We start from the raw sequence: 26,377 nt of genomic DNA, 5'->3' as shown, positions 1-26,377 counted from the left end.
GATACGCATGAAAATGACTTTTAGATGGTTCGGAGAAGGCAACGATACGGTTCCCCTTAGCTATATTAAACAAATTCCCGGTACAGACGGTATCGTCTGGTCGCTTCATGATGTTGCGGCAGGAGAGGAATGGCCGCTGGAGCGAATTTTGGAGGTAAAGCAGCAAGCAGAGCAATACGGTTTGCATATTGATGTCGTTGAAAGCGTTAACGTGCATGAGGACATTAAGCTTGGTTTGCCGTCGCGTGATTTATACATAGACAATTATAGGAAAACAATTGAGAAGCTAGGCAGCGTTGGCGTTAAAGTTATTTGCTATAACTTCATGCCCATCTTCGATTGGCTGCGCACCGATTTGCACAAGCCGATGGGCAATGGTGCAACCGCTTTATTTTATGAAAATAGCCGAATAGCTGATGCCGATCCATTCCAATTTGTTGAAGAAATTAACGCGAACTCAGCGCTAACTATGCCGGGTTGGGAGCCTGAGCGGCTGCAGCATTTGACGAAGCTGTTTGAGGCTTATCAAGGCGTAACCGAAGAGCATCTATGGGAAAATCTTCGTTACTTCTTAAATGAAATTATACCTGTAGCAGCACGCAATGGCATTCGAATGGCCATTCATCCGGATGATCCGCCATGGTCTGTGTTCGGATTGCCGCGTATTATGACAGGACAGGAAAACTTCAGAACTTTCCTTAAGCTTTATGATAGTCCGTTTAACGGAATTACGCTTTGCAGCGGCTCGCTCGGCGCAAATCCTAGCAATGATATTATTTCTATGATTCATGAGTTTGCAGATCGTATCCCATTTGCCCATATCCGCAACGTCCGCGTGTATGAGAACGGAGACTTTATCGAGACGTCTCACCGTACAGAAGATGGAACCGTTGATATCGCAGGCATTGTGAGAGCTTATCACGAGGTGGGCTACACAGGATATGCAAGGCCTGATCATGGGCGTCATATTTTTGATGAGCAGTGCAGACCGGGATACGGCCTATACGATCGCGCGCTCGGCATTATGTATTTATGGGGGCTTTGGGACGCGTATCAGCTTGCAGCCGCTTCAACTGCAGGTTTGGAGGGCAAATCATGACACAGCTGCCTAAGCATAAGTCATTTGAAGGCAAGGTCGCTGTCATCACTGGTGGTGCTGGCGTACTTTGCCGAGTCATGGCGCTTGAGCTTGCTAGACAAGGTGCCAAAATTGCCATACTCAATCGCACCGCTGAGAAAGGGATTGCTGTGGCTGAGGAGATACAGGCTGCCGGCGGGATCGCCATCGCTGTCGCATGTGACGTCACCAACGCTGAAAGCACGAAAGCAGCGGCAGCGGCTGTGCTCGATAAGCTTGGTCCATGCGATATATTAATTAATGGTGCAGGCGGCAATCATCCTAGCGCGAATACGACGAACGAGACCTTTAAGCCAGAGCATCTTCACGCAGAAAATATAACGACGCTGTTTAATTTGAGCATTGAAGGATTCCGCAGCGTCATGGATCTCAACTTTATCGGCACACTTATTCCAACGCAAATCTTTACAGAACAAATGCTTGGCCGTCAGGGCGCAACAATCATAAATATTTCATCGATGAGCGCTCCATCGCCGATGACCAAGGTACCCGCCTATAGTGCAGCCAAAGCAGCTATCGTCAATTTCACTCAGTGGCTGGCCGTTCATCTAGCTGAATCCGGCATTCGAGTTAACGCTATTGCTCCCGGGTTTTTCCTGACTGAGCAAAACAGAAAGCTGCTATTGGACGAGGATGGTCATTTAACCGAACGCTCGGGCAAAATTATTTCCCATACTCCGATGCGCCGTTTCGGCAAACCCGAAGATTTGCTGGGCACTCTATTATGGCTCGCTGACGAGACAACGGCAGGTTTTGTCACTGGTACAACGATTCCAGTTGATGGCGGTTTTTTAGCGTATTCAGGTGTTTAGTTTTTCATAAAAAAATAGCAGGCTGCCTAATGGACTTATCGTCTGGGGCAGCCTGCTAACCTTTTCCCATACATTTGCTTAGAAAATTCAGCTTAATCAAGGGTATATTCAAGCGCTGGCATAAGCAAGGTCAAAAGCTGCTGCTGCTATAAAATCCAGCTCCGTAAGGCCGCCATCATGCCATGTCGTCATTCGGAGCGTTACCATTTTATAATCGATAGCTATGAATGGATGGTGGTTCAGACGCTCGGATGCTTGCGCTACCTCGTTTACGAAAGCGATAGCGCTTGGAAAAGATTTAAAGCGATATTTTTTGATTATCCATTTACCATCCTCCCGCTTCCAGCCTTCACATGCCGCCAAGCTTTTTTCGATTTCGGGCTCCGTTAGCTTCATACATTCCACTCCCTCGTCTCATTATGACTCCACTACTGTACAAGACTCAGCTTATTTCATCATGTTATAGCAAGGAAAAGGATTGAACAAGTTTGGCCACACGAATTAATGAATATATTGCACATGCGAACCCCCGCTATTAATTTGAGAGAGCTGCAGCAAGAAAAACGCCGCCCAGGGAGCTGGACAGCGTTATTTATTAAGGCTTATGCTCTGTACAGGTCGGCTTCCTGCACGTCCAATATTTTCAGCGAAATAGCCCGGCAGGTCGTAGAAGACCTACAGGGCTATTTTTCTTTGGATCATTATTCTACTTCGTTGGATGTCCGCAACTCATAGAGTTCGGGTACAGCACATTTAATCGTTGCAGCTATCGAAATCGCTACCTTAAGCGGCATGATTCGTTTGTTGTCGATATAGTCGCCGATCCTCTCGGGTCTCACCATCAGTGCATCTGCAAGCTGTGCCTGCGATAACCCGCGTTCGCTTAATCGCTGCTCCAGCAGGCAATCGCCCAATTCGTATTTCATCGTATTGCACCTCCATTTAACGGAACGCACAATACAAGTCTACCCAAGCAGCCAGCTCTATACCCTCTTAAGACTTTTCATTATCTCAACATAAAATGAAGAACCCTTATTGTAAAATCAATTAGCTATTCACTTTCTCTTTCGTATAGCGATTCGCCGGAATCTGTAAGCCGAGATTGCCGCGCAGCGTATCCGATTCATAATCAGTGCGATAAATGCCGCGCTCTTGGAGAATTGGAACAACCAGCTCAACAAAATCATTCAAGCCGCTTGGAATCGAAGAATGAATAATGAAGCCGTCTGCTGCTCCCTCTTCATGCCACTCCTCAATCAGATCTGCAATTTTCTCAGGTGTACCAATGAACTGCGGACGCGGAGTCGCGGATTGAAGCGCAACCTGGCGCAGCGTCAGATTTTTCTCTTTCGCTACTTTTTTAATTTTGTCCGTGCCGCTGCGGAAGCTGTTTTGACCGAGGTCACCAAGCTCTGGGAACTGCTCATCAAGCGGATATTGAGAGAAGTCATGATGCTCGAAGAAACGCCCTAAATAGTTCAAAGCATTCTCGATCGTCACTAACTCTGCTAGCTCTTGGTACTTGCGCTCAGCTTCCTCTTCCGTGCGTCCAATAATCGGACCAATGCCAGGAAGAATAACGATATCATCCACCGAACGGCCTTCAGCCACCGTACGATCCTTCACGTCTTTATAAAATGCTTTGGCATCTTCGATATTGTCATGGCCTGTGAACACCGCATCTGCTGCTTTGCCAGCCAGCTTCTTGCCGCTCTCAGAAGAACCTGCTTGAAAAATAACCGGATGACCTTGCTTCGAGCGAGCAATATTAAGCGGACCTTGAACGGAGAAATACTCGCCTTTATGATCTAGACGGTGCAGCTTAGACGGATCAAAGAACACACCTGACTCTTTGTCTCTGACGAAAGCATCGTCCTCCCAAGAATCCCACAAGCCGCGTGTCACTTCCAAATACTCTTCGGCAATTTTGTAGCGCTCATCATGTGTCGGATGATCCGTTTTGCTGAAATTGCTTGCCGAGCCCTCAAGCGGAGATGTAACGACATTCCATCCAGCACGACCGCCGCTAATATGATCTAAAGAACCAAATTGTCTTGCAACCGTAAACGGCTCACTATATGAGCTCGATAATGTGCCAACCAATCCAATTTTGGACGTAACAGCTGCCAGCGCGGACAATATCGTAATCGGCTCAAAGCGGTTTAAAAAATGCGGAATCGATTTTTCGTTTATATATAGACCGTCAGCGATAAATACAAGATCGAACTTACCCGCTTCAGCAGTCTGTGCCTGCTCCGTATAAAATTTAAAGTTCACGCTCGCATCAGCCGGCACTTCCGGATGCCGCCATGCCGAGATATTGCCTCCCACACCATGAATCAATGCGCCAAACTTAAGTTGCTTGCGGTTCGCCATAATAAACAGCCTCCTAATGAACATAGTATGATTGATCTTCTGACAGCAAAAGCAGCAGTCCTGCTAAGTTACCTGCAATAACGATGCTTCCTTTAATTCAAGCCGATAGCTCTTAACGAGCGTTTCCCCGTTCATTAAATCCTTATCGAATGCGCGCTCGAAGCCGAGGCGCTCGTACAGCCTTACAGCTGAATCCATCATGTCTGAAGTATGAAGATGCAGCGTCTCCGCTCCCCATTCCTTTGCAAGCTTTGCACTGGCACGGATAAGCTCCGTCGCTACGCCGAAGCCGCGTGCTGCCTGTGATACAGCGAGCAGGCGAATAATCGGTGAATGAATTTGAAGCTCCGGCCGTCCATAGGCCGCTTCAGAGGAATCAAACAAGAACACACTTCCAACGATCTTCCCGCCGAGCACCGCGACTAAACGCGCCTTCGTTGCTGCTCCTTCAACAGATTCCAGTATGCTTTCTTTATATTGATTCCATGCCGCTTCAGGCAGCACTTGCTCATATTGGCCATAAGCATCAATAAGTACTTCCCGTGTAGCATCTAGATCCTCAAGCTCAGCATTACGAATAATGACAGCTGTATCAGACATGCTTCTTCACCTGCTCTCCCTTTATATGATCACAATGGCTATACCTTAAAAAATGGCATTAATCTAATTGCGAGAGTCCAGCTCTCCCTGCTTGATTCGACGAATTTGACCTAAGTGACCTTGCACGTGCTTCACAAATGCCGGTACGATCACAGCTATTGATACGGGCTCACCTTTAAAGTTAATGCCGGTCTTGCTCCATTCTTCCTCAGTCAAACGATTAAACAACAGGCTGTTATATTGAACAAGTGAACGTGCAGCAAGCAAAATATCTTTAACATCGCCTTCATTTGCCCTTTGGCCAGACACCCAAGCATCCTGTTTAAAGGAAGGCAGCCTCGTCTCGGAGCCAGACAAGATTTCACGAATGCGAAAGGATACGATAATGCTGTGATCAACGAGATGAGCGAGCACCTCGGTCACACTCCATGACTCAGGGGCAGTCTTCCATTTCAGCTGGTGATCCGACAGCCCTTCCAATTCCTGCTCAATTTGATCATATACGTTCACAAATGCATGAATATCGACAATGGGTTCGCTCATTTAAAATCCTCCTCGTGAATAACAAAAGTAATAGCGTTATGCCCTGCTAAAACGATCAAGCTCGAATAATCTCAGATCATAGCCTGTATTCTTTTTTTGTATTTTGTCAGCCAAAATCTCGCCTACCACGCTCGCAAATTTAAAGCCATGACCGGAAAAACCGCCAGCAAGCAGCACATTATGATGCTCAGGATGAGCATCAATAATGAAATCCTCATCAGGCGTAAACTCGTATTTGCATACTGCACCCCGCAAAAGCTTGCCGGCCGCATCCGGAACAAAAGCGGCAAGCGCGCGGCGAAGGTCCTCTTCATCTTCTGGATAAGCACCAAATGGAGCAATCGGCTCACCTGGCTGCCATTCCACGCCTGTATCGTGTCTGCCAATTTTAATTCCTGCGCCGCCGATGCTCGGAAAGCCGTAGGAGCCTCCCATCGCGCCGCCCCAAGTGAAGCCGGGAAATACGCCTGCATCAAAAGCGGGTGAACGCGTTTCAAACCACCCAACTACTTTGCGAACTGCTCGAATGGGAAGCTTAACATGATTCGCGAGCATGCCAAACCATGCGCCGGCGGTAATAATGATTTGCTGTGCGGTATAAGCAGCTTCTTTCGTATGAACGGTGACGCTTGAAGCATTCGCCTGAATATCTGTAACGAAGCTGTTTACCAGAAGCTCTGCTCCGGCTGCTAAAGCTTGCTGCTTATAAGCTGCAACACATTTTTCACTGTATAAGTAACCCGCATTCGGCTCGTACATCCCTTGGAAGGAATCAGCCAATTGAACACCTGGAAAACGCCGATTAATTTCTTCCGCACGCAGCAGCTCCACTTGAACGCCATTCGCAATAGCATCGCCTAATCTGCCTTCGTAATTGTAAAAGCTCGATTCTGCCATATTGAGCACGCCCGATCGCTCCAGCAGCTTTTCCCCCGTTGCTTTCTCGAGTGCCAGCCACCTCTCATCGGCTCGAAGCGCCATCTTCACATAAGTATCGCCGCCATGATAGGCATGCCGGATTAGACGCGGCTCGCCGTGATGGCTTCCCATATTATGCGGCGGATCAAAGGCATCAATGAGCAGAATCCTTGCTCCGCGTGCTGCGAGCTCATAACCTGCGCTCATCCCCATAGAGCCTGCCCCAACGATGATCACGTCATATGATTTCGGAATGTTGTCGTCCCCCCCGGCGCATTCTCGCCCGCCAGCTTGCGCAAAGCATCCACAGCAAGGGAAGCAAAAAAAGAAGCAGCAATCGGCAATGCTTTTTCATCTAAATCAAAGGCTGGATGATGCCATTCCTGTGAGCCGGCTGTGCCAAAAAACACAAACACCCCTTCGGTTTCCTTCAAATAAAACGCAAAATCCTCGCCTGCCGGAGAAGGCGTCGGCTTCACCACCGCAAGGCCAAGAGCATGCGCTGTTAACGAAGCTTGATCGGCCCACTTCTGGTCATTGACAACTGCCGGCGGCCCTTCCAGCCACTTCACTTTCGCACTCGTTGCAAACGCCGATGCTACACCATTTACGACCTGATCAAAGCGCTCGCGCACTTTCGTGCGGACATGCTCTTCAAACGTACGCAGCGTACCGTCAAATACCGCTTTGTCCGAAATAATATTCCAAGCGGTTCCCGCCTGAAGCCTTGTCACACTAACAACCGCACTGTCCAGCGCGCTTACGCTGCGGCTTACGATCGATTGCAGCGCCGTAATCATATGCGCCGCGGTTACGATCGGATCAAGACCCGCTTCAGGTACTGCGGCATGACTGCCGCGGCCTTCCACTTCAACGACAAAACCATCAGCTGCCGCCATGATTGGCCCGCCTGTAATTCCAATCGTTCCAACTGGAAGATCCGGCTTGTTATGCATGCCGAACACCGCGCTCACGCCTTCCAAAGCTCCGCTTGCAATAAGCTTCTGAGCACCCTTTGCTTTTTCTTCCGCAGGCTGGAACAACAAGCGAACCGTTCCTTGCAGCTCCTGCTCCCGTTCCTTGAGCAACAGAGCAGTTCCTATGATTGAGGCCGTGTGAAAATCATGTCCGCAGGCATGCATTTTACCCGGAATTTTTGAAGCAAATGCAAGACCCGTCTCCTCCTGTATCGGCAGTGCGTCTATATCCGCGCGAACCGCGACAATCGGGCCGCCATGCAATCCTCCAATCTCTGCAATGACACCGGTTTGAAGTCCATAATCAATAACTCGAATGCCCGCCTCCGTTAACCAGCCGCGTATGGAAGCCGTCGTATCGAACTCCTCATGAGAAAGCTCAGGATGCTGATGCAGCTGCCTTCGAATGGCTATCAACTTCTCCTCTATGAATTCAACTGAGAAATCGCTCATACCAATTCTCCTTCAAAGGCTTCCTTAAGCAGCTCGAAGGATCGTACACGCTTGGCGAAATCAGGAATAATCGTCGTAAAAATAAATTCATCCACGCCATACTGCTCCCCAATTTCAAGCAGTCGTTTGCGAACCGTCTCCTTGGTGCCCCGAGTAATATCGGCATCCCTTTCCTCCGCTGTAAACGTCTCTCCCGCCTGCCTAGCAAATTCCTTCGCTTGTTCCAGCGTGCCTACGTTTACAGTCTTGCCGCTTGCCAGTGTAACTCTCACATTTTTAAAATGACCTGCCAGCTCATTCGCTTCTTCTTCCGAATCGGATGCTATTACTGACAATGCTAGAATCGCTTTAGGCTCTCCGCCAAACGACCGATTAAATTTATTCCGATACGTATTTATCGCCTTTTGAGCCGTATCTGGATCGTTATTAATGAATAATGCAAAAGCATACGGATAACCCTTCTCCGCAGCCAGCTCCGCGCTTGATAAGCTTGTGCCAAGCAAAAAAATGTCAGCAGGCTGCTTCGGCAGCGGACTTGCAACAAGCCCAGCCAGCGGATGCTCTTCGCCAGTCTTATCATGGAGCAGCTGCTCCAGCTCTGTCAGCTTCTCAGCTAAAGTATCGGCTTCCGCTACGCCCTTCTGCAAAGCTTTCGTAGAACGCGGCAACCCGCCTGGCGCTCGCCCGATGCCAAGTTCAACTCTTCCTGGCGCGAGTGAAGCAAGCACATTAAAATTTTCTGCCACTTTATAGGGGCTGTAATGCTGGAGCATTACACCGCCTGAACCAATGCGAATAGATGATGTTTGAGCCAGCAAATAAGCAATAAGCACCTCTGGCGAGGACCCCGCCATCCCGGGAGAATCATGATGCTCGGATACCCAGAAGCGCTCGAAACCAAGCGTTTCTGCCAATTGCGCTAGCCTCACGGTATTCGCCAAGGCTTCAGCAGCAGTTTGACCGGGAAAAATTATACTTTGATCCAGAATGCCAATTTTGAGTGACATATTGATTCGCTCCTCTATGTGTTAGATGGAATAGACACCCTCAGGTGTGATCCGTTTCAAAAATTGTTTGGTTCGTTCTTCTTTTGGATTGGTGAAAATATCGTTAGGCCTGCCCTCTTCAACGATCGCTCCGCCATCCATAAAGACAACATGGCTGGCAACATCCTGTGCAAAGCTCATTTCATGGGTCACGATAATCATCGTGATGCCTTCTTTTGCGATTTTGCGAATTACGCTAAGCACCTCGCCAACCAGCTCTGGATCAAGCGCCGAAGTTGGCTCATCGAACAAAATAACTTCTGGATTCAGCGCCAGCGCACGAGCGATGCCTACACGCTGCTGTTGTCCGCCAGACAGCTCGCTCGGATAAGCATGCAGCTTATTGCCAAGACCAACCTTTTCAAGCAGCTCCTCGCTTTTTTGCCGCGCCTCTTCCTTCGGAAGCATCTTAACGATGAGGAGACCTTCCATTACATTTTCAATTGCCGTCTTATGCTTAAATAAATTATATTGCTGGAAGACCATTGCACTTTTTTGCCGAAGCGTATGGATTCCTTTTTTATCGGGACGCTTGCAATTAACGGTAAAATCACTAATCGAAATTTGACCGTCGCTAGGCTTCTCTAAATAGTTGATGCAGCGCAGCAGCGTTGTTTTCCCGGAGCCGCTTGGCCCGAGTATCGCAACGACCTCGCCTTTTTTGACTGTAAGATCTATTCCTTTGAGCACTTCATTGCGTCCAAAGCTCTTCCTAATTTGTGTCAGCTTAATCATGAGACACCGCCTCTGTTGTACAGGTTAAAGCGCTTCTCGGCTAACGCGGTCAGTCGCTCGATGAAAAAGGTTAATCCCCAGAAAATAAGAGCTGCGGCAAGGTATGCCTCAAAAAACTTCCAGTTTGTTGAAGCAACGATTTGCGCTTTAGCATTAATGTCAACGACAGACACTGTAAAAGCCAGCGTTGATCCGTGCAGCATGCCAATTACCGAGTTCGATAAGTTAGGCAAGCTGGCAGCAAAGGCTTGGGGCAAAACAATTCTGCGCATCGCTTGCGAGGTCGTCATTCCAATGGAATACGCGGCTTCCATTTGGCCGCGGTTAACGGCAAGCAGTCCCGATCTGACAACCTCAGACATATATGCGCCAGCCGTAATCGAGAAAGAAATATAAGCGAACCCTATCATGGGAATCGAGACCGAACGGAACGATAAGCCTAACGCCTCTGCTATACCATCAACGATAATCGGCAAACCGAAATAAATAAGCAATAAATGCGTTAGCATAGGAGTTCCCCGGATGACGGTAACATAGGAAACGGCGATAGGATAAAGGACTGGAACCTTATAAAGTCTAATGACAGCTACAGATGTCCCAATGAGGAAGCCGCAAAAAACAGAAACGAACGTAATCGCCAATGCCGTCGGCACCGCGCTCAAAAGCTGAACAAACGCCGTCCATATGAATGCGAAATCAAGCTTCATTTTCCCTTCCTCCTCTGCCAAAGCCTATTCCGGCTGCAAACCGCCTTGATTTATCTTTTTTGATAAGAGGTTCTTTGTCTTCTACCGCGATGCGGCGCTCATGCTTCAATAACCTGCGTTCGATCAAATGGAACAGCTTCTCAAGCCCAAAGCTCAAAATAAAGTAGATAATCGCGAGTGAAACATACGTTTCAAGGAAATGCCTGGACATAACAGCCAGTGTCTGTGATTTTCCTGTTAATTCCATAATACCTAATGAAAAGGCGAGTGATGTATCCTTCAAATTTGCAATGACAAGATTAGAGAATACCGGCAATGCAATGGAAACGGCTTGAGGTAGTACAATTCGGGTAAAAGCTTGGAAACCCGTCATTCCTACCGCATAAGCTGCTTCAACCTGCCCCCGATCCACTGCCCCGACAGCCGCGCGAATCATCTCCGCTATATAGGCTCCGCTATGCAGCGCATAAGTAAGGATGACAAAATATAATGCCGGCACTTTAGCTACATCCAAATGAAAAAGCTTCAAAACCTCAGGCAAGCCGTAATAAAACAGAAATAGCTGAATGAGTATAGGCGTCCCTCTAAAAAAAGATAAATACACCTGCGAAAACCGTCTTAGAACCGGAATCTTATAAAGCTGGGGAAGGGCGACGATAAATCCGACGCCAACCCCAAGTACAATGGAACTCACCACAATAAGAAGAGTGACTTTCAAGGTAGGCAGCAGCTTTATTAGATACTCGAACACATAGCTGATATCAAAAGGTTCTCCCACCTTAGCCATCTCACCTTTCAATTGGGTTTATTTTTCTTGGGATGTAAAATCATCGCCAAGCCATTCTGAGCTAAGCTTAGCCAGCGTACCGTCTGCTTTCAGTTCTTTGATTACCACATCAACAGCATCAGAAAGCTTTTGCTGCTCCGGATCGTCCTTGCGGAACATGAACAAGATGTCTGCTTCGCTCAGTGCCGGTCCTACTGCTTTAAGCTCTTTCTTCGGATCAACTAACGATAAAGTAAAGTCAGCAGCGAGGAAGGCATCCACTCGGCCTGAGGTTACTTGCGATACGTTGTCGTTTGCACCGCCATTTTGATACACAAGTTCAAGCGCGTTTCCGTTTTCCTTATTGTAATTTTCAAGAATCGTTGCCGCTGCGCTTGTTGCCGTTGTTAGCACTTTTTTACCTTTTAGATCAGCCAACGTTTGAACTGAATTATTGTCCTTGTCTACAATGATCTTGTTTCTCCAGTGCGCATAAGGCTCTTTATTAAAGAGGTACTTCTGTACGCGTTCCGGATTTTGCTCCATCTCATGTGCAATCATGTCAATTTTTTTCGTTTCCAAGCTTAACAGCAGGTTCGTAAATTCAAGCGTTTGAATGTCAAATTCATAATCTGGAAGACGTTTATCAATTTCTCTTACAAGCTCTACATCGAAACCAGTAAGCTTACCATTCTCATCTATAAAGCAAACTTTAGGGAATTGTGTTCCTGTGCCAACAACAATTTTTGTTACGGATTTGGAAGCCTCTCCGCTTCCTGTTTCCGCACTGCTGCCGGTGTTGTTTTTATTGCTTCCGCAGCCAGCAACTGTAAGGGCAAGGACGAGTGCAATCGATAAAACGAATCGTTTTTTCATTTTCTTTTTCCCCCAAATCATCAAATGTTTAAATCCTTATAATTCCTACCTGTTAAGTAAGGATTATGTTGAATTCACTTTACCACCGGACTGCCAGCTTCGTCAATCCTCTAGCTTATAGAGATCTTCTATAAGAAAATTGAATAATCCAATGATGCTTTTATCAACAAAAAACGTCCGCTGCTTCAGTAGGAGCAGCGGACGAATGTGATTAAGTGCACTATTCATATCGGCTTAACTGTAATTATGAATGTACCATACCCATCGCTTTTCGAATAATAGAGTTTTTGTATTACAGATTTATATTTGCTGATAAGCTTAGCTCCGCATCTGCTAATTGCTTGCCTATTTCGGTAATGGCATGTACAAATTCCAGATGCTCTCCATGATGCGAAATGAGGTTCGTCTGTAAAAAAATGCCTTCCGTCTCCGGGACGCGTATCGGATAAAGCTTCCCATCCTGCAGCTCCTGCTGGGCGCATAAGCCTGGAAGAAACGCGATGCCTGCTTTCTGAATGACAAGCTTTTTGGCCATCTCAGAATTATCCGTCTGAATTTGAATGTTCGGCGGCAGCTCCAAATTCTCGAATATACGATGAATGCGAAGCCAATCCAATGAGCCGCATTCAAAAAAAACGAGCGGCTGCTCAGCGATCGCCTCAACCGTCAGCTTATCCGTTGTTAAGAACGGATGCCCATGATACACATGCAGCCGTATTGGATCTTCATAGAATTTGGTCGACTGCAGATTAGGATGATTCACCTTGCGAACAAAGCCAATATCTACTTCCTTGCTCAGCACTTTATTCACAATCTCATCCGTGGTGCTTGTGACGATTTTATAGTGAGTGTGTGGGAATTTCTGCTTTAAGCGAGGTAATAAGTCAGGAATAATATAATTGGAGACAGACACGGTACAGCCAATTCGGAACTCGTTCGGCAAAGACTTCTTCTGATTAATATGCTGCTTGCCCTTCTGATAGATGAGCAGCAGCTGCTGGGCATAAGGGAGAAATCGTTTACCGTCTTCCGTTATTTGAATCTGTTTGCCATTTCGATCGAACAGCTTGCAATCGAGCTCCTGCTCAAGGGACTTAATTCTTGCTGTTACAGAAGGCTGAGACAAATACAACGCGTCAGCTGCTTTATTAAAGCTTCCACAATGGATGACATAGACGAATGCTTCTATATTCTCAATGTTGATTTGACACACCTCCACTCACTTAAATCCAACTAAACCAATACGAATATATATAATTAAAGTAACAAACTAAGGAGTTTATGTCAATCGAGCAAAAAAAACGGGTTGCCCCAAAAGTAGATACCTACTTGAGGAGCAACCCTTATTCCTTGCATTCGTTCCGCTCTAACGAGGGATTGTCTTGTTGTCAGCATAGCCGCGGTTGCCGAATTTCTTAAATAGTTTGCGCAGATAAGGAAGGGCAAAGTAATCAATACCGAATTTGCCTGCGTTCGTGCCAGCGATGAATACGATAATTCCGATCAGCAGCATCCAAGGGTTAGTCGATACCGTACCAGCAAACATAAACATGAAGTTCATTAATAATCCGAAGAATGCTGCAGCTGTCGTAAGTGCGCCAACGATAAGTCCAAGCCCTACCAAACATTCACCAACGGGAATGAGAAAGTTAATGATGCCTGCATTCGGAAGAGCAACATGTTCTAGAAATGCAGTGAACGTTGGATAAACTAATTCGTTTGTCGCTTTATCCATTACAGGGTTGCCGATAGCTCCTTTTAAAAATCCGCTGGCATCAAATCCGCCAAGCTTATGCCAACCAGCGCTCAGCCATTGCCATCCCAAGTACACCCGCAGCACAAGCATTAAGCCCGCTGCATATTTGTTTTCGCTTAGCCATTTGGTTACCATGACGATCAGCTCCTCTTATTTTTGTCTAAACCGAGATCGTTTCAATCAGTTCCTTCAGCTTGTTCGCCGAACGGTGCAGCAGCGCTTTTTCTTCCTCTGTAATCGGAATGTCCAGCACCTCTCTTACTCCATTGCGATCAACGACGCACGGTACACCCATGTATACATCCGATATGTCGTGGTAGTTTTCAACTAACGTGGATACATTGAGTACAGCCGACTCATTGGACAATATCGCAGTTACAATGCGATCCAGTGCTAACGCAATAGCGTAATAAGTGGCACCTTTCGCTTCTATGATTTCGTAGGCTGCATCTCTCGTATGCGTAAAGATGTCTGACTTTTCTTCCTCGCTAAGCGAGATGGACGAACCAGCTACGTTTGCCAAGCTCCATAATGGAAGCTCGGAATCCCCATGCTCCCCAATAATATGGGCATGTACGCTGCGCGGGTCAAGCTGCAATCGCTCGCCGATCAGGTAGCGGAAACGAGCACTATCGAGCAATGTGCCTGAACCGATTACACGGTGAGTTGGCCAGCCCGACTTTTTCTGGCAGAAGTAGCTCATAATATCTACCGGATTCGTCGCGATTAATAGAATGCCGTCATCATTGTATTTCAATACTTCGGATACGATGCTTTCATAGATGGCAATGTTGCGCTTTAATAGATTCAGCCTTGGCTCCCCAGGCTTCTGTGCTGCTCCAGCTGTAATGATGACGATATCCGCATCCTTGCAGTCCTCATAAGTGCCTGCCCATACTTTAGTCTGACCAAGGAATGGCATCCCGTGATTCATATCAAGCGCATCCCCAACTGCTTTGCCTGCATTCGCATCTATTAACACAAGCTCATCCATCCGGCTGCGAAGCAGCAGCGTATAGGCTGTTGTGGATCCTACTGCTCCTACACCAATAACGACAACTTTTGATTTTTTCATTGTTATTCCACCTCTTCAAATGGTTTGTTTACGAAATAATACATAACGCCCATAAGGACGGAGCCACCGATTAAATTACCTAGTGTTACAGGTACAAGATTATGAATCATGCCTTCGAGTGAAATGGTTCCCGGATGATTCAGCACAAGCGCAATGGCAAAGGTGCAAAGATTAGCGATGCTGTGCTCGTAGCCTGAAATAAAGAAGCAGAATACGAATAGCATCATAGCGAACAACTTTGGCCCATCTCCGCGCAGTGACATCGGAACAAAAAACGCTAAGCAGACCAGCCAGTTACACAATACACCTCGGAAAAACAATTCCCATACCGGAGCGTGAAGCTTCTTCTCTACGACACTGAGTAAAAATCCATTAACGGATGCATCGCTGAACAATCCGGTTGCCCATATGAGAAGGGCGAAAGCAACTGCACCTAGAAAGTTGCCTGCGTAGCTTGCACACCATAGCTTTACAACGTTTAGCCAGCGCATTTTGCCCCTAAGAGCTGCAAAGGTGAAATAGAAAGTGTTTCCTGTAAAAAGATCTCCTCCGCCATATGCGATTAGAATGATTGCTGCACCAAACGTTATCGCCGCCATTGGATAGGTTAGCGGGCTATGTGACTCATAGAAAAAGCTGCCTGTCTTAAACGCTACGATTACGCCAAATCCGATAAACATACTCGCTAACATGGCTCGCAATATATATCTCAGCTTGCTTGTCAGAAACACCTTTTGCTTCTTCAAAGCAAGCTGTTCAACCCTTCTCAAAGGAGCATGCTCCATATGAAATCCTCCTAATGTGTGGTGTTAATCGTTTATGCTGTGCTCGCTTTCGTTTGCTACACCTTTAGTTTAGGGGATTCTCTTCCATTTGTATGTCGGGGAACTCCCTGAACTATAGCTAAGGGTTTCTAAGCGAAAGCTGCTTAGCAAATAGGGAGGTTCCCCGATGTGGCCTCCATGATCATTCTTTTATAATAGAAATAAGTGATCGGCAAATGAGAGGATGGCGGTAAACAAAGTGGACATACAGGCATCTTTAAATGAGGATAACAAGGAGAATACGAAAAACGGAGCACCGCATGATAAAGACAAGGCAGCTGGTCATCGTCATAACGGCAAATGCTGCAATTGCTCAAAAAGCTCATGCCAGGACAAAACTGAAGCAGAATCGCCTCTTGATAAGTAGCAAATAAGCGCCAACACGCAAAAAAGGAGCAGCTCCTTAAGGTTTATAACCTATTGAAGCTGCTCCTTTTTTGTTGTCCTGCTATGCCATGTGGTTATTCCACAACCATTTTAATTTCTTCATACTTCTCGTCAAAAGAAATGCGAAGCGTCTTATTATCCAAATACCACAGATTGTCATCTTCTATAAAATAGGTAATACCTTCTACGACATCACGAAGTCCCGCTGTCTTGGGCTCATCCTTCATAATGCCAAGTGAAAGTCCTGGATGAACGCTGCCGCAGCCGCCCAGGCGAACGTAAATACGAATCGCTTCACCATCGGAAAGACCCATTTCTTTTTTGTACCAGCGAGCTGCTGGTTGTTCCACTATTAAATTCATCTTAGGTCAGCTCCTTCCGCTACATGCTCTACTCCATCATCACGAAATCGCTTAGCGGTGTCAACCCTTACGTACCAAACCATCATCAAAAAAAGCCGCCCATCTTCATATAAGAAGGAAAGGGTTATATAATCCCATACTTTTTGAGCGCAAACTCAATTTCGTCCTCGCTCGACTTTTTGGTAACAAAATCAGCTGCATGGTGCGTAATCGTTCCATCTACATCGAAAAAAACAATTTTGTAATCCATAAGCATCTCTCCCTTGCTTTACTTTACCTTTGCAATTGAGATCTAGCAATAAATTACATAATAAAAAGACTGCCCATTCGGCAGTCCCTAATTTAAGCTTTCATGTTTATTTTTTTGGCTCCGAACCGCCAGCATCCATCTCCAGCTTGATTTCCTCAGGCAATTTTTTCGAAGCGCTGGGCACTTGTCTCGTTTTTGCATTAACGTCTTCCGAAGAGCAAATAACGATGCTGACCTGCCCTCCTTGCGCATAAGCACGAATGAGTATGGGCTGATCATATTTATTTTGAAACACAAAGTCCGGCCCATACCAGCTTACCGTCGCATCGCGGCCTGGCGGAACATATTTGACATGCCGACTGTGTGAATAGCGTTCAACAATTTTGAGCCCTGCCCGATCCACCGCATTAAAGAGGGTAGATGAAATTTGACAAATACCACCGCCGACGTCTTCCGAAACTTCTCCCCTCACAATGACTGGAGCACGCAAATACCCTTTTTCCCTTGTCCGCATGCCAACAACCTCATTAAAAGAAAACCGTTCATCCGGGAAAACGACATGGTTATTAATTGCTTTCGCAGCTAATTCAACATTATGAGAACGGTTTTTGTTGCGTGAGTTGTAGTATGTAGCATAGAGTCCAATTTTTTTGGTTTTGATGTTCGAGAGCAGCTCACTGTCTACTTTCGGATAAGTCGTTAGCAGAGGAGCCTCAAGCTTTAATAGTTCCCCTTCATAAATAAAGCTGTAAAACAGCTCCTCGAACGCTTTCCGATTAAGCTTACTTCCTGTCTGCTCGGACATGATTCTCCCCGCTCCATCAAGCGCTGCGTTAATAGGAGGCTTCTGCACTCGTTTATCAAGCTCATCCATAAATTTATCAAGCTTCTCTTGATTAACGAGCGGAATGCCAGTCATCGAATCGCTATACTGTGCACGTTTCATTTCCGAAATCGCATGGCCTTCATGCTCGATAACTAAAGAATCAGAATATGCTCCTTGCTGGAACAAAAACAATATGGCCAGAATCCACGGCAATCCCATTGTCGTTAATCACCCCTATACGGTAGTATCCGTGCTAGTATGAATCATTTTAGGCAGAAGCATGCATACGCGGTGACCACATAATTAACGGGAAATTGGCTGAATATAAAGATAACGACAATTGTGATTGGAGGAGGACAACTTATGACCCGGATCTGGAGAAAAGCAGCTGTTGTTATATTCGTTCTTATATCGCTGTTAACCTTACAAGCCAACGATGCCGCTGCACAGACGTTGATGTTGAAGCCCAAAAAATCAAATGAGCAGCAGCAGCAACATATAATGATTATGACTGTCCGCTCTGGCCAACAATCCTCATTTATGAGCGAGTTGCAAATTGAAAGCCAAGAAATAAATGCCGCTTTGCGTCAATCCAAGCATGTTCCTGAAGCTGAGATAGACTATTACTCCGATATAGACATCGCATTAAAGTCTGCTGAAACGGTACATTATCGCTTGGATCGCTCAGGACAGCTCTGGAACGAAGCAAAAGCAGAAAAAATAATTTTGCCTGACAAGCTAGCTAAGAAGCTGGTTCGGTTAGCCGAAGGTTTGCGGACACAGCATTACGGGAAATTGTTGACATGGCAGCAAGCAACGGAGCTTTTGCCTAAAAAAAGCATGTTTTCCGTGACGGAGCTGGAGACGGGATTAACCTTCCATGTACAACGGCGCGCAGGCAGCGATCATGCAGATGTTCAGCCGTTAACGAAAGAAGATTCCCGTGTTATGAAGCAAATTTATAATGACAAATGGAGCTGGAAAAGAAAGGCCATACTCGTCCACTCCGGCGACACCTGGATCGCTGCTTCTATGAATGGCATGCCGCATGGCGGAGACGGCATTCCGGAGAATGGCTTCTCTGGACACTTTTGCATTCATTTTCTAGGCAGCTCCACCCATAAATCAGATACTCCAGACCCTGCGCACCAAATGATGGTACATAAGGCTGCTGGACAAATCAAACCTTATTTCGAATCTGTTCCGCCGAGCGTTCTGGCTAGAAGCTTCGTTGAAGCGATGTATCATCAAGACCATGAGTTGTTGCTTCCGCTCGCCAAAGAAATGCCAAAGGAAAAGCTCGCTTCCATCTTACATGTTATGGAGTCACTCGTTTCCATACGAGAGCAAATCCCGCCAAAATCCAAAGGTCAGATCCACACCGATGAGCTTGGTGATGCTTTAACGACCGAAATAAGATTGCCTGTATCCATCCATCAGCTGAATAAGCCTCGCCGAAGCAGTGTTTATACCTTTATGTTCAAACGAGAAACCGCTAAGTCCCCATGGCATATTCAAGATATTATTGAATAAAAAAATCCCTATAGCTGCGGAATCCGAATCATTCGGCTTTCCTTCGCTATAGGGATCTGCTCAGTTGACGTATTTTATTCGAGCATGCTCATCATCGAATAAATGACTTTTGCTGCTTGTGCTCTTGTACTCCATCCATTTGGCATAAATGTATTACCCGACATGCCGTTCAGAATGCCTGTCGACTGCATTTCCTGAACAGCCTTGGCTGCATAATCGGCAATCTCCTCCTGATCGGTGAAAGCAATTGCGCTTCCACTCACAAGCTTCAAGCCAGCTACCTCAGCTGCACGGTAGGCCATAACGGCCATATCCTGCCGTGAGATAAGCTCGTTGACGCCAAAGGTTCCGTCAGACTTGCCTTTTATTATGCCAAGCTTCTCAGCTGCGGCAATTGAGCTGGCGTACCATGCGCCTGCTTTCACGTCGTTAAAGCTGCTTACTTCTTCACTGTCTTCTAGCTCTAATGCCAGCATCAGCATTTTCACAAATGCTCCTCGTGTCACCTCGCCATTTGGCTGAAAGCTGCCATCTCCATAGCCATTAACAATGCTGCGCGCTGCCAATGCTTCAATCGGATCGATTGCCCATAAAGCTTGATTCTGATCCGTGAATGCAGATGCCGCGTATAGGCTAGAATAATAGCTGAAATGATTCGTTTTGAAGGTGATCATCCCTGTTTTTGCATCATACTTTCCATTGCGAATGATTTCGAATTTGCCATCGTCTGCGATATAATAAACGACCACATTGCCCGGCTTCTCACCTGGCTTAAGCACATAAGGAACACTTATCTCAAGTGCATGCTTGCCGCCCGCGAATTCACTTATTTTCTTATCGCCTACATATAGATTGAAATCATAGACGGTTCCATCGCCAACTTTCTCTCGAATAGCCTCGGAGAGTCCAGAAGTATCCATCCTATCGATTGATAGTTTTAGCGTTGCTGTACCTGTGCCAAGCGCACCCTTAAGTGCTTTGTTCGAAAGGGTTACTTTTGCCGAGCCTGTATCAATTGTTAAAGATAATTCATCCTTCGTATTCCAGCCCGCAAACGCACCGCCACGAATGCTGATCTCTACTGATTTGGCAGAACCTACCGCATTCACCTTAATGGTGAGCGATTTCGCTGCTGCTTCGATCGCTTTTTGGAGATTCGCAGCTTCTACAACTGCTGTTGCCTTGCCGTTCACTGTCACTGCTTCAACCGTTACTTGATTGCCAGCAGGTGCTGGAGTTGGCGCTGTACCACCAGGCGGTGAATCCGGTGTTGGACTTGGAGTTGGTGTCGGTGTTGGACTTGGTGAAACGACTGGATCTGCAAGCAGGGTAATTTTTTTCTCCCCTTTTACACCCGATCCATCCGCAGCCGTCGCTACGACGGTTACCTTTCCTTCCGCTGTCGCATGAAGCAGGCCATCTGTTCCGATTGCTGCCAGAGCAGTAGGGCTGCCATCCTCATTCACAACTGACCAAACAACACTTTTGTTAGCCGCAGTATCCATATGAACCTCTGCATTCATCTGGAGCGTGCTGCCTACCTTAACAGAATCGGCTTGCCCTGCCGCTGTTACCGTTATCGAGGTAACTAGCACTTGAATATATTGAATATTTGGAGCTGCTGGCATCGCCATTCCGTCTCCTAAATAGAAGCTTGGATGCGGCGGCTGGTTATAAGCAACATTTTGCCAAGCTACTCCTAAACGATAGTTCGGATCATGCATCAGCGTATGAATGCGATATTCAGTTTCATCCACAGTAGAGTAGATTCTAAATTCGCTGCTGTCTTCTGAACGCCACATGATCTCCTCACGCCAGTCGCCGAACAAATCAGCCTGCAAGCTAGAGTTCGCTTTCGTCGAGTTATTTGTAGAGGAGCCAACTGCGGTCAATAAATTAACCGTTTTTGCATTCATATAATCCCATTTATCGATGCGATTATAATCCTGCAGCTCGCGCAGCAGATCGCCATCCCACCATACGCCAAAGTTTGTCGAGCTTGGGATGCTCGTCGTTATTTTCTCGCCTTTGGCGCTGTACAATCCTGTAACCGGGATATGCTCGCTACTTACAATATTGGCGCTCCACATCTCTTCACCCAAATATCTTGGATCGAGATCCGCTGACATCCCGCGACCGGTATCTACGCCGGTATGAATCCCCCAAATAATTTCGCCTGTACGCGCATCCTTCAAATCCATCCCGTATGGGGAGTCGCTATGCTCTTGTACAGCGAATATTTCCAGTCCCGGACGTTCAGGGTCAAGGTCGCCAAAGTGCATCGCATCACCGTGACCAAGTCCCGTATTGTAGAGCGGCTTGCCATCGTCATCAATACCCATCGCGCCAAAATGAATTTCGTCTTTGCCGTCGCCGTCCGAATCGCCTATCGATAAATTGTGATTCCCCTGGCCTGCAAAGGAGCCGTTTCCTTCATTGTTAGAGTCAAATACCCACCGCTTCGTCAGCTGACCATTGCGATAGTCATAAGCAGCAAGCACCGTACGTGTGTAATACCCTCTGCTAAAAACCAAGCTCGGCTTCTCGCCGTCAAGATACGCGACCGCTGCTAGAAAACGGTCTACCCGATTGCCGTAAGCATCTCCCCACGCTGCAACATCACCGCGAGGCGGATCATATTCTGTTGTGGCAAGCGCTTTTCCAGTTAAGCCCTCGAATACGGTTAAATATTCATTGCCTAGCAAAACATATCCGGTACTGTTGCGATAATCCTTGCTAGGATCACCGATGGCTTTGCCCGTTCCGTCAATCGTGCCATCTGCTGTCTTGAACGTTACTTCCGCACGTCCATCACCATCCAAGTCATAAACCATAAACTGCGTATAATGCGCTCCTGCTCGAATATTTGGTCCGAGATTAATGCGCCATAGCCGCGTGCCGTCTAGCTTATAAGCATCCATATACACAATGCCCGTATAACCGGCTTGGGAATTGTCTTTGCTGTTGGATGGCGACCATAACATGACAATCTCATATTTACCGTCACCGTCGAGATCCCCTACGCTAGCGTCACCCGCTGAATACGAGTACGGCTGTCCGTCCTTCGTATAATCATCGGCTGGCTTCTGCAGCGGCACTGATTTGTACTGCTTTTGCCAAACGCCGAAGCTGCTGGTCGCCGCCTGCTCAACACCGCTCAGCACTGATGCAATATGGTACGAGGATGTGTCTGTACCCGCCGTATCCACATAGTTCGTGCTCTTCGTGATTAGCTCGTCGTTAAGCTTGACGCCGTCACGATAAACATTGAAGCCGATTGACTCTGGATCAAGTCCTAACATACGCCATCCCATATAGTTGCCGTTCTCCGTCTTAATGGCGACAGGCGAACGATCCAGATACTCCATTGCGCGAACAAGCGTTGTAATTGCCTGTGTCTCCAAAGCACCCGACAGCTCAGAAATGCCGCCCTCATTGACAGAGGCCACTTTATAGTAATAAGGAATCGTCGTCAAAACGGTGTTGTCGGTATAAGCTGCCGTAGATGACTTTCCAATCAACGTATAAGGGCCATTCGCTTCTTTGGCGCGATACACATTGTACATTCTTGCTTGTGGAACGGCATCCCAAGTGAAGCTGATATCGTTTTTGTGAATGGAAGCAAGCGCAAGGCCAGATGGAATCGCTGCTTTCTCCACATTCGGATCAATCATGGACACCTGTAGGAAATTGGATGTCACCGACTCAAATCCGGTATTGTCTATTGCCGACACCGAATATACGTATTCAAGGCCAACATCCGCGCTAGTATCAGTAAACGTTGGTTGCGTCGTCTCGCCTAGCAGCTCAGCGCTGCTTGCGACAGTAGCCTTGCGATAAACATGATATTTTACAGCATCTGCTACTCCCGTCCATGAAAGCTCCGCCTTAATTGGATTGCTGCTCAAATCAAGATCGTTTAGCTCTAGCTTTGTAGGCGCTAGAAGCAGCGGCGTTATTTCAACTCCATTCAAATGAGCAGTCTGGCCGCTTAGGATCATGTTCAGCTGGCCGTCCTTAACGGCAATCATGTTGAACACCCGTTCAGCAATATTTTCCTTGCCCGATGATACCGTGCCATAATCCTTATTTTCAATATTAATATTCGTTTTCGTTGACCCGATCCAGTCCCCCGTATAGGTTTTGACTGAATAATAACCGTTTGGCAGGTCTACTTTGAATTCATAGCTATTGCCAAAATAAGCAACAAAGTCTCGTCTGAGCGCATCCGTACCCGCTCCGCGGTCGCGATCTATCATACCTGTGCTGTCTGTTATGCCATATCCGCGTTCAGCGGTGTAAATCGTATTGCGAGTAACCTCGGTATAACCAGCCTCAACTACACCGCCAATCGTTCCGAAATCATATTTGTACAATGCCGATTTCGTTTGAATAAAGATGGGATCGGATGGCGCAGACTCTCCTTTGCCATTCACTGCTGTCACATAAACATGATAGCTGTTCCCTTCAACAAGGCCGCCCATATTCAGCGTCGGAAGTGTAGAAGTACCAATCATAGCATACGCGCTATCCGGCTCTGAGGAAAGCTTGCGATAGATTTTGTAAATATCAGCTGTTGCTGTTTTGTCCCATTTGAGCAATGCTCCTGCATTGCTTATGCTTCCAGCGACAAGGCTGGTCGGCTTAGCTGGCACGTTTGCTGGCAATTCAATTTCTTTTACCGATTGAGCCAGAGGCAAATCCAGCTGCTTGATCGCTGCCGAAAGCATACGCGCGAGCTGGATGGCGCCATATTCTTGGAAATGCGTATCATCAGCTGAGCCATTCGGGAATGCTCCGTATACACCAGCTGGCGTATGAAGGAACACCGATAACGTTGCTGCTGGACCGATTGAATCGTAATACGCAATACTCAGCGTGCTCAAATCGACCACATTAACGTCAAGCTCCTGCCCAACTTCCTTCATCGCTTGCACGTATTCTGGGAAGCTGACGTTAAACTTTCCAGTCTCGGCGTTGAAGCTGCGCCTGCCCATCGGCGTCACAAGAATTGGCGTTGCTCCGCGCTGCTTCGCGCCGTTTACATACGTTTTCAAATAGTTTTTGTAATCAGCTGGAGATGCATAACGATCCGGAACGCTAATCGTTGCATCATTATGACCAAATTGCACGAGGAAATAATCGCCCGGCTTAATAGCTCTCAGCACCTCGTCCAAGCGGCCTTCGGATATAAAGTTTTTGGTGCTACGACCTCCGATCGCATGATTTTTGAAAATAACATTTTCAGAGAAAAAGCTTGGAATCATTTGTCCCCAGCCCGCTTGTGGAAGCCAGTACGGATCGTACGTTTGTACTGTAGAATCACCTGCTAGATAAACTGTAGGCAGCTCGCCTGGTGTACGCTCCGCCTTTTTCGTAATGACGAGCGCGTTGATTTTTGGAGCAGTACCCGCAAACTCGAAGTTCAGCTGCCCGTCTACGAGCGCAATATCAAAGCTCATTTCAAGAAATTGACCTGCTGGCCTAACCGCATTGCCGTCCAGTCGTTTTACCTTTTCCATGTTCTCGACCGTAATTGAAATATCCGTTACGTCATTCAGATCCCCTGCAATAAGAGACACGGTGTAATCTGCATTCGGCAGATCCACAATGAAGGATGTGTCCTTTACGATGCTGAAGTCCGAGCGCAGCGCATCCGCTGTGCCGCGGTCGACGAAGCTTACCTTTGCCGGATCACCGAATCCGTATTTTCGCTCCGCAGAATAAGCAACCGCAGAGGAAACGGAAACATAACCATCGGCTGCCCAACCTTTTCCAAAATCAAAACGTTTCACATCTCCATCCGGCAAGACGATCGGCGGCACATACACGGTGCTTGCCGCGTAGGCCGAGAAGTCGGACAAGACTTGTCCATTCCGTGCTTTTATTTTGTAATATTGCACGATAGCAGTATTCGCAGTTTGATCGATATACGACAATGCTGCTGATTGGCCAATCTCAGCATACGTCCCATCCACTGCATCCGAACGATATACCACATAGTCCGCCGCTCCGGCAGAAGCGCCCCAAGCAAGCCGAATAGAGGCGGCATTCACTTCGGTAACCGCTAGATTGGTGGGAACAACAGGAGACTGCGGCATCGGAATCGAGGCAGCCTCGCTAGCTGTGCTTAAAGGCGATTGCTGGCCAAAGGCATTGACGGACGAAACATAATACGTATAGCTGTCCCCAACACTTACATTAGCATCGGAATAGCTCGTTTCTTTGATTTGCTCAGCAAACGGCACACTTGGCTCACTGCCGCCAGTCGTACGGTATACATGGTAATAAACCGCATCCGTGACAGCTGTCCATTTCATTGAAACTCCGCTTGCGCTTATACTCGTCAGCATGAGTCCTTCTGGCGCAGAAGGAAGTACTTGCTCGATGATGACAGCGTTCAAAACACTGAATGTTCCATCGCCTGTCAGTTGAATATTTAGTTGTCCATCTGCGACTGAAGCATTATAAACCTTGCTCTCTACAGCTCTGCGAGAGTTGATAGATTCCCCGGCTACATCCTCAATCGTTACCTTCGTTTTGTAGGTAGAAGTCGTTTGTAGAAGATCACCGGAATAAAGCGTGACCTTGTAGTTGCCATTAGGTATGTCCGCTTTGAATACAAAAGGAACATTGGTTCCTCCCAAAACAAAATCATTAATTACGTTATCCGGTGATTCTGCCCCTCGAAAACGAGAAGCAAGATTCATATCCAAACCATAGCCCTTCTCAGGTGTATAAAGCGTCGTTCCAGTAATTCCGATATAACCATCCGCAACAGGACCGCCTGTACTTCCAGCAGGTGCTGGCGCTGAACCAAAATCAAACTTCCACATCTGCGGCTGTGCAGTTTGCGCGGCCTCTGCTTGCTCATTTGTAAATCCAGCAAAAACCGTGCAGAAAACCATAACTACTGCCAATACTAACGACATGCTCCGTTTCAATCGCTTACTCATTCAGCATTTGTTCCCCTTTCATAAATGGGCTAAAATAAGCTGTAAACGTTTCTAGCAATCATGCAAAATTTTTACCAAGAAATATTTACCTCTTAATAGTACTCTTATAAAGAATGCGCTTTCATTAGAAAAAACCATAATGATTGTTCAAATATCCGTGTATTTAGGCAGCTTTTGCAAAAACGACAGACTTCGGCGGCGGCATACTGGGCTGTTGATTAGTGAAGGTGACTGTAAGCACGTCGGTGTTCTAAAAGCCTTAAAGTTATGTTAGTTTGGTAACTGCAGGTACATATATACGCTTATAGAGTTAGGTGGGCCGTTGGAGTGGGGATTTATGGTGGCTATTAGAACGTATATGTTCTTAGAGCCTTGAAGTATCATGAGTTTGGCCGCTGTAAGCACATATATGTGCTTATGGAGTAAAACCACCGTTGAAATAGTGATCTAAATTGGCTGTT

General features: G+C 46.9%; 25 protein-coding genes. 4 read left to right on the top strand and 21 right to left on the bottom strand.

Annotated features, from left to right (window positions below; all coding sequences use genetic code 11):
* Positions 1 to 7 precede the first annotated feature (7 nt).
* Positions 8 to 1,099: a mannonate dehydratase gene (gene uxuA, locus AC1DM9_RS02285; protein WP_477578295.1), complete on the top strand. Its 1,092-nt coding sequence runs from the start codon at positions 8 to 10 to the stop codon at positions 1,097 to 1,099.
* A complete protein-coding gene (locus AC1DM9_RS02280; protein WP_477578293.1) occupies positions 1,096 to 1,950 on the top strand; it encodes an SDR family oxidoreductase in 855 nt (284 codons plus the stop codon). The genes uxuA and AC1DM9_RS02280 overlap by 4 nt, the downstream gene beginning before the upstream one ends.
* Positions 1,951 to 2,058: 108 nt before the next feature.
* Here the strand turns inward: AC1DM9_RS02280 and AC1DM9_RS02275 are convergent, their stop codons facing one another.
* From AC1DM9_RS02275 to AC1DM9_RS02195, 17 genes are all read right to left on the bottom strand, one after another.
* Complete coding sequence (locus tag AC1DM9_RS02275) at positions 2,059 to 2,346, bottom strand: 4a-hydroxytetrahydrobiopterin dehydratase (RefSeq protein WP_477578291.1); 288 nt, start codon at positions 2,344 to 2,346, stop codon at positions 2,059 to 2,061.
* A 305-nt stretch (positions 2,347 to 2,651) separates the two neighbouring features.
* Positions 2,652 to 2,876: a helix-turn-helix domain-containing protein gene (locus AC1DM9_RS02270; RefSeq protein ID WP_477510677.1), complete on the bottom strand. Its 225-nt coding sequence runs from the start codon at positions 2,874 to 2,876 to the stop codon at positions 2,652 to 2,654.
* A 121-nt stretch (positions 2,877 to 2,997) separates the two neighbouring features.
* The gene (locus AC1DM9_RS02265) at positions 2,998 to 4,326 is read right to left on the bottom strand and encodes an LLM class flavin-dependent oxidoreductase (RefSeq protein ID WP_076269071.1); all 1,329 of its coding nucleotides are present in this window, start codon (positions 4,324 to 4,326) and stop codon (positions 2,998 to 3,000) included.
* Between the two features lie 63 nt (positions 4,327 to 4,389).
* Complete coding sequence (locus AC1DM9_RS02260) at positions 4,390 to 4,926, bottom strand: GNAT family N-acetyltransferase (RefSeq protein WP_477578289.1); 537 nt, start codon at positions 4,924 to 4,926, stop codon at positions 4,390 to 4,392.
* A 63-nt stretch (positions 4,927 to 4,989) separates the two neighbouring features.
* Positions 4,990 to 5,469: a DinB family protein gene (locus AC1DM9_RS02255; protein WP_477578287.1), complete on the bottom strand. Its 480-nt coding sequence runs from the start codon at positions 5,467 to 5,469 to the stop codon at positions 4,990 to 4,992.
* A 36-nt stretch (positions 5,470 to 5,505) separates the two neighbouring features.
* The gene (solA, locus tag AC1DM9_RS02250; protein ID WP_477578285.1) at positions 5,506 to 6,600 is read right to left on the bottom strand and encodes an N-methyl-L-tryptophan oxidase; all 1,095 of its coding nucleotides are present in this window, start codon (positions 6,598 to 6,600) and stop codon (positions 5,506 to 5,508) included.
* A gap of 20 nt (positions 6,601 to 6,620) precedes the next feature.
* Entirely contained in the window at positions 6,621 to 7,817 is a 1,197-nt protein-coding gene (locus AC1DM9_RS02245) for an amidohydrolase (RefSeq protein ID WP_477578283.1), read from the bottom strand.
* Complete coding sequence (locus tag AC1DM9_RS02240) at positions 7,814 to 8,824, bottom strand: LLM class flavin-dependent oxidoreductase (RefSeq protein WP_076269075.1); 1,011 nt, start codon at positions 8,822 to 8,824, stop codon at positions 7,814 to 7,816. Before AC1DM9_RS02240 ends, AC1DM9_RS02245 begins: the two co-directional genes overlap by 4 nt.
* A gap of 21 nt (positions 8,825 to 8,845) precedes the next feature.
* Positions 8,846 to 9,598, bottom strand: a complete 753-nt coding sequence (locus AC1DM9_RS02235; RefSeq protein WP_477578281.1) for an amino acid ABC transporter ATP-binding protein — start codon at positions 9,596 to 9,598, stop codon at positions 8,846 to 8,848.
* Complete coding sequence (locus tag AC1DM9_RS02230) at positions 9,595 to 10,305, bottom strand: amino acid ABC transporter permease (protein ID WP_477578279.1); 711 nt, start codon at positions 10,303 to 10,305, stop codon at positions 9,595 to 9,597. Before AC1DM9_RS02230 ends, AC1DM9_RS02235 begins: the two co-directional genes overlap by 4 nt.
* Positions 10,295 to 11,083 carry an amino acid ABC transporter permease gene (locus tag AC1DM9_RS02225; RefSeq protein WP_477578278.1) on the bottom strand — a complete coding sequence of 263 codons (789 nt, stop codon included), beginning with the start codon at positions 11,081 to 11,083 and terminating at the stop codon, positions 10,295 to 10,297. The genes AC1DM9_RS02230 and AC1DM9_RS02225 overlap by 11 nt, the downstream gene beginning before the upstream one ends.
* A gap of 27 nt (positions 11,084 to 11,110) precedes the next feature.
* On the bottom strand, positions 11,111 to 11,947 hold the full coding sequence (locus AC1DM9_RS02220) for a transporter substrate-binding domain-containing protein (protein ID WP_477578276.1): 837 nt from the start codon (positions 11,945 to 11,947) through the stop codon (positions 11,111 to 11,113).
* A 102-nt stretch (positions 11,948 to 12,049) separates the two neighbouring features.
* Positions 12,050 to 12,175: a hypothetical protein gene (locus AC1DM9_RS02215; RefSeq protein ID WP_477578274.1), complete on the bottom strand. Its 126-nt coding sequence runs from the start codon at positions 12,173 to 12,175 to the stop codon at positions 12,050 to 12,052.
* A 64-nt stretch (positions 12,176 to 12,239) separates the two neighbouring features.
* The gene (locus AC1DM9_RS02210) at positions 12,240 to 13,151 is read right to left on the bottom strand and encodes a LysR family transcriptional regulator (protein ID WP_477578392.1); all 912 of its coding nucleotides are present in this window, start codon (positions 13,149 to 13,151) and stop codon (positions 12,240 to 12,242) included.
* Between the two features lie 162 nt (positions 13,152 to 13,313).
* Positions 13,314 to 13,838, bottom strand: coding sequence for a DoxX family protein (locus AC1DM9_RS02205; RefSeq protein WP_477578272.1), 525 nt, complete (start codon positions 13,836 to 13,838; stop codon positions 13,314 to 13,316).
* 25 nt (positions 13,839 to 13,863) lie between these two features.
* Positions 13,864 to 14,778, bottom strand: coding sequence for an L-lactate dehydrogenase (locus AC1DM9_RS02200; RefSeq protein ID WP_477578270.1), 915 nt, complete (start codon positions 14,776 to 14,778; stop codon positions 13,864 to 13,866).
* A 2-nt stretch (positions 14,779 to 14,780) separates the two neighbouring features.
* Complete coding sequence (locus tag AC1DM9_RS02195) at positions 14,781 to 15,563, bottom strand: formate/nitrite transporter family protein (RefSeq protein ID WP_076269082.1); 783 nt, start codon at positions 15,561 to 15,563, stop codon at positions 14,781 to 14,783.
* Between the two features lie 223 nt (positions 15,564 to 15,786).
* Between AC1DM9_RS02195 and AC1DM9_RS02190 the strand changes: the two genes are divergently transcribed.
* A complete protein-coding gene (locus AC1DM9_RS02190; protein ID WP_477578268.1) occupies positions 15,787 to 15,969 on the top strand; it encodes a hypothetical protein in 183 nt (60 codons plus the stop codon).
* A gap of 94 nt (positions 15,970 to 16,063) precedes the next feature.
* Here AC1DM9_RS02190 and AC1DM9_RS02185 read toward each other — a convergent pair whose 3' ends face one another.
* From AC1DM9_RS02185 to AC1DM9_RS02175, 3 genes are all read right to left on the bottom strand, one after another.
* Positions 16,064 to 16,351 (bottom strand): HesB/YadR/YfhF family protein, encoded by a 288-nt coding sequence (locus tag AC1DM9_RS02185; RefSeq protein WP_076269083.1) that lies wholly within the window; start codon positions 16,349 to 16,351, stop codon positions 16,064 to 16,066.
* Between the two features lie 124 nt (positions 16,352 to 16,475).
* Entirely contained in the window at positions 16,476 to 16,601 is a 126-nt protein-coding gene (locus AC1DM9_RS02180) for a hypothetical protein (RefSeq protein ID WP_477578266.1), read from the bottom strand.
* Between the two features lie 106 nt (positions 16,602 to 16,707).
* Positions 16,708 to 17,646, bottom strand: a complete 939-nt coding sequence (locus tag AC1DM9_RS02175) for a VanW family protein (protein ID WP_477578264.1) — start codon at positions 17,644 to 17,646, stop codon at positions 16,708 to 16,710.
* Positions 17,647 to 17,790: 144 nt separating this feature from the next.
* On the opposite strand from AC1DM9_RS02175, the gene AC1DM9_RS02170 reads away from it, so the two are divergent.
* Positions 17,791 to 18,960 (top strand): hypothetical protein, encoded by a 1,170-nt coding sequence (locus AC1DM9_RS02170; RefSeq protein WP_477510687.1) that lies wholly within the window; start codon positions 17,791 to 17,793, stop codon positions 18,958 to 18,960.
* Positions 18,961 to 19,034: 74 nt separating this feature from the next.
* On the opposite strand, the gene AC1DM9_RS02165 is transcribed toward AC1DM9_RS02170, so the two are convergent.
* Complete coding sequence (locus AC1DM9_RS02165; RefSeq protein WP_477578263.1) at positions 19,035 to 25,916, bottom strand: rhamnogalacturonan lyase family protein; 6,882 nt, start codon at positions 25,914 to 25,916, stop codon at positions 19,035 to 19,037.
* Between the last annotated feature and the right edge of the window lie 461 nt (positions 25,917 to 26,377).

This window comes from Paenibacillus sp. 01T431 (genome assembly GCF_056398625.1).
This window is presented reverse-complemented; position numbering and strand designations above follow the sequence as displayed.